Consider the following 9,887-nt stretch of genomic DNA (forward strand, 5'->3'; position numbering starts at 1 on the left):
CATGTGTTAAGCACGCCGCCAGCGTTCGTCCTGAGCCAGGATCAAACTCTCCAAACAATGTCTGTCCGGAAATCAATCCGAGCTATCCGTCAAAAGACGGGGTCATGCATGTAAATCTCATGCACTGGCTTTTAACACACTGTTGAGTTCTCAAGAAACGGACGCGTACATCCTCGCTCAAGCCCTTCGGCTCTCGCTCGGAGGCGCACCGTTCGTTTTCCTAAAATTTACCAAGTTGCCAATCTCCTGTCAAATCCGAGGATTTGCTAGAAGCCGGTCAAACCTGGCTAGGATGTTGCACCCCGTTTCCGGGGCAACCCTCATAACTTACCGTGTCATCCAGAGCGTGTCCAATCAACCGATTTTCCGGTGATCACGGCGCGCCCGAAGACGACCTCAAGCCAGAGCACGCCGAAGCGGCTCCGCCGAGTGGCTCGTCAATTCAAGGGGCTTGCGCGGGGGCCCGTCCGCCTGAGTGGCGTCCGGCTCGCTCCCGGCGCGAAGTGAAAGACTAGGTCGCGATCCGCCCCACGTCAAATCGCCTCGCCAGACGGCCCGTCACCGCCCAGCCGAGCAGGCGTGTCACCGGCCAGCCGGGCAGCATCGTCACAGCTCCCGGGCGGCGCGGGCAATGGCCTCACCGCACCGGGCCAGCAGGTCCCGCAGGATCTTCCGTTCCTCCGCGCTGAACTCGGCCGCGATCGCCCGCTCCACCACCACGGCCCGCTCGTCCGCCGCCTCCAGCGCCGCGCGCCCGGCCTCGGTCAGCAGGGTCTCCAGGACATTGCGGTGCCAAGGGTGCGGCGAGCGCTCGATGAACCCCCGTTCCTCCAGGTTCTTCAGGACGACGGTCATGGCCTGGGGCGTGACCAAGCACGCTCGCGCCAGCGCCGCGCCCGACATACCGGGGTTGCCGGCCAGCGCGAACAAGGCCGCGTACTGGGGAACGGTCAGCCCTGCCGGCCGGATGGCAGCCTGCTTTGCGGCGATCAAGGCCTGCTCCGTGCGCTTGATGTCCAGTCCGAGACGTTCGTCCGCAGGCATCCCCATGCCGGGAATGGTACAACATTGATGGATATCAAAGCTTTGATATTCTCCATATACCCATATCGAGGGAGAGGCACCGATGATTCCTGAAAGCCACCTGGACCTGCTGCACCGGCCCTTGTTTGCCCATCTGGCGACGATCGGACCGGACGGAGTGCCCAACGTGAACCCCGTCTGGACGATCTGGGACGGGGAGCACCTGCGGTTCACGACCACGATGGACCGCCGCAAGTATCGAAATGTCATGGAGCATCCGCAGGTAGCGGTCTCCATCAACGATCCCGAGAAGCCGTACCGCTATGTGGAGATCCGTGGCGTGGTCGAGCGGGTGGAGCCCGATCCGTCGGGCGACTTCTTCGACGTGCTGGCCAACCGCTACGGCCTGGAGTACGAGCGGCCGGTCGGTGATGCCGAGCGGCGGGTGGTGATCGTTATGAAGCCGACACGTACCACGCAGCAATAGCCGGGGGAACGCGTATCCTGCCCCGGTGACCACTGCCGCCACGCTCGCTCCCCCAGCCCGTCCCGCCGAGCGGCTCCGCACGTCCACCCCGTGGTGGATGGCATTGCTCGCCGGGGCCGCGGCGTTCACGGGGACCGGCTCCGCCACCCTGAACGGCGACGAACTGGCCACCATCAGCGCCGCCTCCCGGTCACTGTCCGGGATGTGGGAGCTGGCGCGGCACATCGACGGCCATTTCCTTCCGTACTACCTGTTCATGCACCTCTGGGTGAAGGCGGGCACGGCGGAGCTGTGGCTGCGGTTGCCGCCGGCGGTGGGGATCGGTGTGGCCGCCTGGTTCCTGGTCGACCTGGGCCGGCGGCTGCACAGCACGCGCGCCGGGGTGATCGGCGCTGCCGTCTTCGCGATCATGCCCTCGGTGTCCTACTTCGGGGCCTTCGCCAGGCCGTACGCGTTCGCTGCTGCCGCCGTCGTGTTCTCGTTCTGGACGCTGCACCGGGCCATCGAGCGGCCTGATGCCAGGCGGTGGACGGTCTACGGGGTGGCGGTCGCGCTCGTGTGCTGCACTCATCTGTTCGCGGTGCTGGTGCTCCCTGCCCAGCTGGCGCTGGCGCGCCGGGCCTCGGTGGTGCGGATGCTGGCGGCGCTCGCGGCCGGCTGCCTGCCTGCTGTCGTGCTGGGCCTGGTGGGGTTCGGGGAGCGGCACGCGATCAGCTGGATCCCACAGCGGGGGCCGGAGGTGTGGCTGAAGTTCCCGAAGATGGCGGCGGGGGCGACCGGGCTCGGGGTGATGTTGTTCGCGATGGCGCTGGCCGGTGCGGTCCTGCTGTGGAGAGCGTCACGAGTGGACCGGCGGGCGTGGGTGTTCGCGCTTGCCGGGTGGCTGGTCCTGCCTCCGGTGCTGCTGCTGGCGGTGTCGCAGCTCGTGACGCCCGTCTACGTGGATCGCTACCTCTTCGTGACCGCTCCCGCGCTGGCGCTGCTGGCCGGGCTCGCCGTGGCGTCCCTCCCCCGGCTTCACGTGGTGGCCGCGGTGGTGGTCGTACTGCTGGGGTGCGCGCTGTCGTTCCAGGAGCACGTGACGGTACGTGAGGAGAACGGGCGGTTCGAGAACATCCCCTGGGCGTTGCGCGTCATCAAGGCCGAGCCCGATGACGCGATCGTCTACGGGCAGAGCCAGCTCCGCACCGGCTTCGAGTACTACGCCGACTCCCAGATGCCCGTCGACGTGCTCAAGTCCGGCGACATGCCCTCCCCCGACGGATTCGGCTATCCCGAGCGGTTCGATGTTGGCGCCGCTTTGAAGGGGCGAGACCGGGTTTGGGTGGTCTGGCGCGGGAGCAAACAGTCGGCGATTCCGCGGGTGGGGGAAGTGGAGAAGGCGGGGTTCAAGCTCAGCCTGGCCAAGCACTCCGCCGATCTGCCGGGGCTGACGGTGGCGCTGTTCACCCGCCGGTGAATGCGAAAGCGGGCCCTTCCACCCCGGAAAGGCCCGCTTCAGCCAAGAGCTAAGAGGCGACCTCGACGCCGCCGATCGACCTCTTGCCGCGCCGCAGCACCATGAAGCGCCCGTGCAGCAGGTCATCGGCGGTCGGCACGTACGCCTCGTCGGTGATCTTGACGTTGTTGAGGTACGCCCCGCCCTCCTTCACGGCACGCCGGGCCGCCGACTTCGACTCCACGAGCCCGCTGTCGGCCAGCAGGTCCACGAACGGCACCCCGAGCGCGGGGATCGCGGCCTTGGGCACCTCGGCCAGCGCCGCTCCCAGCGTCGAGGCGGGCAGGTCTTCCAGCTCGCCCTGGCCGAAGAGCGCCTTCGAGGCGGCCACGACCGCGTCGAGCTCCTGCTTGCCGTGCAGCAGCTCGGTGAGGTCCTCGGCCAGCGTCCGCTGGGCCTCGCGGGCGAAGGGACGCTCAGCGACGGCCTTCTCCAGGACCTCGATCTCCTCGCGGCTCTTGAACGTGAACACCTTGAGGTAGTGGATCACGTCGCGGTCGTCGGAGTTGAGGAAGTACTGGTAGAAGGCGTAGGGCGAGGTCATCTCGGGGTCGAGCCAGAGCGCGCCGCCCGCCGTCTTGCCGAACTTGGTGCCGTCGGCTTTGGTGATCAGCGGCAGGGTGAGCGCGTGGACGTGCGCGCCCTCGATGCGGCGGACCAGGTCGGCGCCGGCCGTGATGTTGCCCCACTGGTCGCTGCCGCCGATCTGCAGCGTGCAGTTATAGCGGCGGTGCAGCTCGAGGTAGTCGTTGGCCTGCAGGATCTGGTAGCTGAACTCGGTGTAGCTCAGCCCCTCCCCCTGCAGCCGCGCGGAGACGGACTCCCTGGCCAGCATGCGGTTGACCGGGAAGTGCTTGCCGATGTCGCGCAGGAAATCGATGGCGCTCAGCTCGCCGGTCCAGTCGAGGTTGCTGACCATGAGGGCGGCATTCGGCTGGGCGTCGAAGTCGAGGAAACGCCCGACCTGCCCGCGCAGGCGCTCCACCCACTCCGTGACCACTTCGCTGGAATTGAGCGAACGCTCGGTGTTGCGCCCGCTCGGGTCGCCGATCAGGCCGGTGGCGCCGCCGACCAGACCGATCGGGCGATGCCCCGCCAGCTGGAGACGGCGCAGCGTGAGCAGCGGCACGAAGTGGCCGACGTGCAGGGAAGCGGCGGTGGGGTCAAAACCGGCATAGACCGTGATCGGTCCCTTGGCCATGGACGCGCGCAGGGCGTCGAGGTCGGTGGACTGAGCGATCAGGCCTCGCCACGCGAGGTCATCGAGAATGTCGGTCACGGTGCCGGCTTTCCATTGAGACGTTGGACATTAAGTATGACAAGCCTGCCCGATCGCCAGGGTTGACCGCCACTTGGATACGCTCTGTCTCCATGTGGAGGGTCCGTCGCGAGCTGGCCGTTTTCAAGATCTTAGGGGCTCTGGCGTGTGCCGGACTCGCCGTCTACTGGTGGGTCCAGGGCGACGTGCGCGGCGTGCTCCTGGCCGTTCCCGCGGCGGTGCTGATCGGCGGGATGGGGTTGCGTGACCTGATCGTCCCCGTACGGCTGGCCGCCGACGAGAGCGGGATCACCGTGGTGCACGGGTTCGCGGGCAAGCGGCACGTGCCCTGGGAGGCGATCTGGGACGTCAAGGTCGACGTACGCAGGCGGTGGGGGCTGCGGAGCGAGATACTCGAGATCGACACCGGCGACCACCTGCACATCTTCAGTCCTCACGAGCTGGGCGCCCCTCCGACGGAGGTGGCCGCGGCGTTGCGGCGGCGCGGCACGTGAGGGCGGTACGGCGACACGGTCGGGTCGCCGTCGATCCAGAACCGCCACGGGGTGTCCTTGGCGGTCGAGATGCCGGTACGCGGGCCTGACCTGATCGAGGCCGGGTCGGCCGGGCGGCCCTCCAGCACGGCCGCCGCTCCGTGGGGCGCGCCGGTCAGCCGGCGGCCGGAGGCGAAGGGGGCGTCGCCGGGAAGCGCCCGCGAGGCGTCCCCGATCGCGTCGAGGCCGTTGTGCTCGCGGAGCAGGCCGAGGACGACGGCCAGCCTGGCCGGGCCGCGCGCGAGGTCCCGGTCGGGAATCGTCCTGCCGCGCGCCACTGTGCCGTTCCCCTTGGAGGAGCGCCGGGCTCGGGCCTCCTCGATGCCTGCCACCACCTCGCCCGCCCGCAGCAGCACGGCCGAGCCGAAGCCCTCGGGCAGGCACACCAGGTTCGCGCAGAAGTGCATGCCGTACGTGAAGTACACGTACAGGTGGCCTGGGGGGCCGAACATGACCGCGTTGCGCGGCGTCTTGCCCCGGTAGGTGTGCGCCGCCGGATCCTCGCCGGGGCCGCCGTACGCCTCGACCTCGGTCAGGCGCACGGCGACGGCTCCATCCACGCTGCCGTGCACGAGCACACGCCCGAGCAGGTCGGGCGCCACCTCGTGTGACGGCCTGTCGAAGAAGCCCCGCGGCAGCGCGGCGGGGCTCAGCTCCCCGCTGCCCATGCCGCCTGCGTGTCGACCGCCTCCCTGAGCGCGATGAGCTGGTCGCGCACGCGGTCGGGGGCGGTGCCTCCGTGGGCCTTGCGGGCGGCCAGGGCACCGGGCACGTTGAGGACGTCGCGCACGTCGGGCGTCAGGTGCGGCGACACCTTGACCAGTTCGTCGTCCGTGAGCTCGCCCAGGTCCTTGTCGTTGACCTGGCACCACACCACGAGGTGGCCGACCGCCTCGTGGGCCTCGCGGAACGGGACCCCACGGCGTACGAGCAGCTCGGCCAGGTCGGTGGCGAGCGCGAACCCGTCGGGCGCCGAGGACTCCATGCGGGCGGTGTTGACCCGCATGGTCGCGACCAGCCCGGCCACCGCGGGCAGGACCAGCAGCAGGGTGTCGACCGCGTCGAAGACGGGCTCCTTGTCCTCCTGCAGGTCGCGGTTGTAGGTCAGCGGCAGGCCCTTGAGCGTGGTCAGCAGCGACATCAGGTTGCCGATCAGGCGGCCGGACTTGCCGCGGGCCAGCTCGGCGACGTCGGGGTTCTTCTTCTGGGGCATGATCGACGAGCCGGTGGAGTAGGCGTCGTCCATCTCGATCCAGCGGAACTCCTGCGAGGCCCACAGGACGATCTCCTCGCCCAGCCGCGACAGGTGCACGCCGATCATGGCCGCGTCGAACAGGAACTCCGCCGCGAAGTCGCGGTCGGAGACCGCGTCCATCGAGTTGGGCGCGGCGGCCGAGAAGCCCAGCTCCTCTGCCACGGCCTGCGGGTCGAGCGGCAGCGACGAGCCCGCGAGCGCGCCCGCGCCGAGCGGGGAGATCGCGGCGCGCTTGTCCCAGTCGGTGAGCCGGTCGACGTCGCGGGTGAAGGCGTGCACGTGGGCCAGGAGCTGGTGGCCGAACGACACCGGCTGCGCGTGCTGCAGGTGCGTCATGCCCGGCGCGGCAGTGTCGGCGTGCTGCTCCGCCTGGGCCATGAGCGCGGTCTCCAGCTCGACCAGGCGCGAGACGATCGCGCGGGCGTGGTCGCGCAGGTAGAGGCGCAGGTCGGTGGCGATCTGGTCGTTGCGTGAACGCCCCGCGCGCAGCTTGCCGCCCAGCGAGCCGAGCCGCTCGAGCAGGCCGCGCTCCAGCGCGGTGTGCACGTCCTCGTCGGCGACCGTCGGCCGGAACTCGCCCGCCTTGCAGGCTTGCTCCAGGTCGTCGAGCGCGCCGATCATGCGCTCGAGCTCCTCGTCACTCAGCAGCCCCGCCCTGTGCAGCACGCGCGCGTGCGCCCTGGACGCTGCCAGGTCGTACGGCACGAGCCGCCAGTCGAAGTGCACGCTCACCGACAGCCGGGCCAGCGCGTCGGACGGGCCGCTCTCGAAGCGCGCGCCCCACAGCCGCATCGGCTTGCCATCACTCACCGTTATCTCCTTCGTGACCATTTCAATGGTCGCACCCGCTTCGGGACTCGTTGGCATCGTTCCACGCTCTCTCGCCCCGAGCTCCTGTGCTCGGGCGCGACCATAGTGCACGTCACCCCTTCTTGGCGTCTCGCGCGGCGGCGATCTTAGCGGGGAGGGAGAAAAGCTGGACGAAGCCCTTGGCCAGGGACTGGTCGAATGTGTCGCCGGTGTCGTAGGTCGCCAGCGAGAAGTCGTACAGGGACTGCTCCGAGCGGCGGCCGGTGACCGTGGCCTTGCCGCCGTGCAGAGTCATGCGGATGTCGCCGGAGACGTGCTTCTGGGCCTCGGCGATGAGCGCGTCGAGGGCGTTCTTGAGCGGCGAGAACCACAGGCCGTCGTAGACGAGCTCGCTCCACCGCTGGTCCACGCCGCGCTTGAAGCGGGCCAGGTCGCGCTCGACGGTGACGTTCTCCAGCTCCATGTGGGCGGCGATGAGCGCGATGGCGCCCGGCGCCTCGTACACCTCGCGCGACTTGATGCCGACGAGGCGGTCCTCGACCAGGTCGATCCGGCCGACGCCCTGCGCGCCCGCGCGCCTGTTCAGCTCGTCGATGACCTGGTACGGCGTCAGCGCCCGCCCGTCGACCTTGAACGGGACGCCCTGTTCGAAGGTGATGACCACCTCGTCGGCGTCGCGCGTCTGGGACGGGTCGGCGGTGTAGGAGTAGACCTCCTCGGTGGGCCCGTTCCAGATGTCCTCGAGGAAGCCGGTCTCGATGGCGCGGCCCCAGAGGTTCTGGTCGATCGAGAACGGGTTCTTCTTCGACGTCTCGATGGGCAGGCCCTTGGCTTCGGCGTACTCGATGGCCTTGTCGCGCGTCCAGGCGAAGTCGCGGGCGGGCGCGACGACCTTGAGGCCGGGGGCGAGCGCGGACAGGCCGGCCTCGAAGCGGACCTGGTCGTTGCCCTTGCCGGTGCAGCCGTGGGAGACGAACGTGCCGCCGAACTGCTTGGCCGCCGAGACCAGGTGCTTGACGATGAGCGGGCGCGAGAGCGAGGAGATCAGCGGGTAGCGGTCCATGTAGAGGGCGTTGGCCTGCAGGGCGGGCACGCAGAAGTCGGCGGCGAACTCCTCCTTGGCGTCCACCACGATCGACTCGGCCGCGCCGCAGTCGATCGCCCGCTGCTGGACCACGTCCATGTCCTCGCCGCCCTGGCCGAGGTCCACGGCGACGCAGATCACCTCGGCGTCCATCTGCTCGGCCAGGTACGGGATGGCGACTGAGGTGTCCAGCCCGCCTGAATAGGCGAGGACCACTCTTTCCGGCATTTCACTGTCTCCAGGTACAGGTCTCGATGCTTGGCACTAGCCGCGCCGGTCGGCCACCTTCAGCAGGGCCTCCGCGACGGCCTGGCCCCCGGTCGGATCGCGGCTGATGACGAGGATCGTGTCGTCGCCGGCGACCGTGCCGAGGATCGACTCCCAGTCGGCGTGGTCGATGGCGGAGGCCAGGAACTGGGCCGCGCCCGGGGGGGTTCTCACGATGACCAAGTTGGCCGAAGCCTCGGCGTTGACCAGCAGTTCCTCGGCGATGCGGTGCAGCCGCGCGGCCGGGGACTCGCCGGTGCCCAGCCTGGTGAGCGGGATCCGGCCGCCGCCCTCGCCGGGGAGGGCGTAAACCAGGGATCCGTCGTCGGCGCGCAGCTTGAGCGCGCCGAGCTCGTCGAGGTCACGCGAGAGCGTGGCCTGGGTGACCTCGAGCCCGCTCTCGGCGAGCAGCTTGGCGAGCTCCGGCTGGGAGCGCACCGCCTTCCGCTGCAGCAGGTCGGTGATCTTCGCCTGCCGCGCGGCCTTGGTCATCGGGATAGTCATGAGTCCTCCGGCCTCATGACTTGGTCACTGTGCTTATTGGTGCCCTCGCTCCGCGAGGTCACGCGTGACACTAGCCAGTGGAGAAGCGCCTTCTGGGCGTGCAGCCGGTTCTCCGCCTGGTCCCACACGACGCTCTTCGGGCCTTCGAGCACCTCGGTGGTGATCTCGTAGTCGCGGTAGGCGGGCAGGCAGTGCAGCACGATCGCGTCGGGCGCGGCGTGCTCGAGCAGCTCGGAGTTCACCTGGTACGGCTTGAGCACGGCCACCCGCTGCTCCTTGCCGTCCTGGCCCATCGACACCCACGTGTCGGTGGCGATCACGTGAGCCCCCTGGACGGCGGCCACCGGGTCGGTCAGCGCGATCACCGAGCCGCCCGTCTTGGCCGCGATGGCGGCCGCCTGGTCGAGGATGACCGCGTCCGGCTGGTAGCCGGCCGGGGCGGCGATCCGCACGTGCATGCCCGCGGTGGCGCCGCCGAGCAGGTAGGAGTGGGCCATGTTGTTGGCGCCGTCGCCCAGGTACGTGAACGTGACCCCGGCGGTCCTGCCCAGCTTCTCCTGGACGGTCTGCAGGTCGGCGAGGATCTGGCAGGGGTGGAACTCGTCGGTGAGCGCGTTGACCACGGGCACCCGGGAGTGGGCGGCCATCTCGTCGATGAGCTCCTGCCCGGTGGTCCGCCAGACGATGGCGGCGACCTGCCGGTCGAGCACTCTGGCGAGGTCGGCGGCGGGCTCGCCGCGGCCCATGAGCGCCGAGACGTTGTCCACGACCAGCGGCAGCCCGCCGAGCTCGCCAATGCCGGTGTGGAAGGAGACGCGGGTGCGGGCCGACGGCTTGTCGAACAGGACGGCGACGGTCTGCGGGCCCTCGAACGGGCGGTAGCCGAACCGGTCCTTCTTCATGGCCGCGGCGAGCTCCAGGACCTCGGCCTGCTCGGCGGGCGTGAGATCGTCGTCGCGCAGGAAGTGTCTGGTCATTTGGCTGCCTCCGCGAGGATCGCCGGGTACGCGGCCACGAACGCGTCGATCTCCTCGGCCGTGACGACCAGGGGTGGCGCGATGCGTACGGCGTCGGGCTGGAGGGCGTTGACCAGGAAGCCGGCGTTCTGGGCGGCCTTCTGGACCCCGGCCGAGCGGGGCTCGCTCAG

Annotated in this window: 10 protein-coding genes; 3 read left to right on the forward strand and 7 right to left on the reverse strand. The window is 69.3% G+C overall.

Annotated features, from left to right (window positions below):
- Nucleotides 1–606 precede the first annotated feature (606 nt).
- Nucleotides 607–1,050: a MarR family transcriptional regulator gene (locus AB0J09_RS43790; RefSeq protein ID WP_360704935.1), complete on the reverse strand. Its 444-nt coding sequence runs from the start codon at nucleotides 1,048–1,050 to the stop codon at nucleotides 607–609.
- A 76-nt stretch (nucleotides 1,051–1,126) separates the two neighbouring features.
- Here AB0J09_RS43790 and AB0J09_RS43795 point away from each other — a divergent pair, with 76 nt between their 5' ends.
- Together AB0J09_RS43795 and AB0J09_RS43800 are read left to right on the forward strand one after the other, a co-directional pair.
- Entirely contained in the window at nucleotides 1,127–1,510 is a 384-nt protein-coding gene (locus AB0J09_RS43795) for a PPOX class F420-dependent oxidoreductase (RefSeq protein WP_360704937.1), read from the forward strand.
- A 25-nt stretch (nucleotides 1,511–1,535) separates the two neighbouring features.
- Entirely contained in the window at nucleotides 1,536–2,969 is a 1,434-nt protein-coding gene (locus AB0J09_RS43800) for a glycosyltransferase family 39 protein (protein ID WP_360704940.1), read from the forward strand.
- Nucleotides 2,970–3,018: 49 nt separating this feature from the next.
- Here AB0J09_RS43800 and tyrS read toward each other — a convergent pair whose 3' ends face one another.
- A complete protein-coding gene (gene tyrS, locus AB0J09_RS43805; RefSeq protein WP_360704942.1) occupies nucleotides 3,019–4,287 on the reverse strand; it encodes a tyrosine--tRNA ligase in 1,269 nt (422 codons plus the stop codon).
- A 92-nt stretch (nucleotides 4,288–4,379) separates the two neighbouring features.
- Between tyrS and AB0J09_RS43810 the strand changes: the two genes are divergently transcribed.
- Nucleotides 4,380–4,781 (forward strand): PH domain-containing protein, encoded by a 402-nt coding sequence (locus tag AB0J09_RS43810; RefSeq protein WP_360704944.1) that lies wholly within the window; start codon nucleotides 4,380–4,382, stop codon nucleotides 4,779–4,781.
- Here the strand turns inward: AB0J09_RS43810 and AB0J09_RS43815 are convergent.
- The 5 genes from AB0J09_RS43815 to argF form a co-directional block, all read right to left on the reverse strand.
- Nucleotides 4,721–5,488, reverse strand: a complete 768-nt coding sequence (locus AB0J09_RS43815) for a DNA-3-methyladenine glycosylase (protein ID WP_360704947.1) — start codon at nucleotides 5,486–5,488, stop codon at nucleotides 4,721–4,723. The two genes, AB0J09_RS43810 and AB0J09_RS43815, sit on opposite strands and share 61 nt — an antisense overlap.
- Nucleotides 5,470–6,906 carry an argininosuccinate lyase gene (gene argH / locus AB0J09_RS43820; RefSeq protein WP_360704949.1) on the reverse strand — a complete coding sequence of 479 codons (1,437 nt, stop codon included), beginning with the start codon at nucleotides 6,904–6,906 and terminating at the stop codon, nucleotides 5,470–5,472. The genes AB0J09_RS43815 and argH overlap by 19 nt, the downstream gene beginning before the upstream one ends.
- A gap of 91 nt (nucleotides 6,907–6,997) precedes the next feature.
- Nucleotides 6,998–8,197: an argininosuccinate synthase gene (locus AB0J09_RS43825; RefSeq protein WP_360704952.1), complete on the reverse strand. Its 1,200-nt coding sequence runs from the start codon at nucleotides 8,195–8,197 to the stop codon at nucleotides 6,998–7,000.
- 36 nt (nucleotides 8,198–8,233) lie between these two features.
- Entirely contained in the window at nucleotides 8,234–8,740 is a 507-nt protein-coding gene (locus AB0J09_RS43830) for an arginine repressor (RefSeq protein ID WP_360704955.1), read from the reverse strand.
- Nucleotides 8,737–9,717, reverse strand: a complete 981-nt coding sequence (argF, locus tag AB0J09_RS43835; protein ID WP_360704958.1) for an ornithine carbamoyltransferase — start codon at nucleotides 9,715–9,717, stop codon at nucleotides 8,737–8,739. Before argF ends, AB0J09_RS43830 begins: the two co-directional genes overlap by 4 nt.
- Nucleotides 9,718–9,887 lie beyond the last annotated feature (170 nt).

The sequence above is a fragment of the Nonomuraea sp. NPDC049784 genome, assembly GCF_040659615.1.
Taxonomy (GTDB): domain Bacteria; phylum Actinomycetota; class Actinomycetes; order Streptosporangiales; family Streptosporangiaceae; genus Nonomuraea.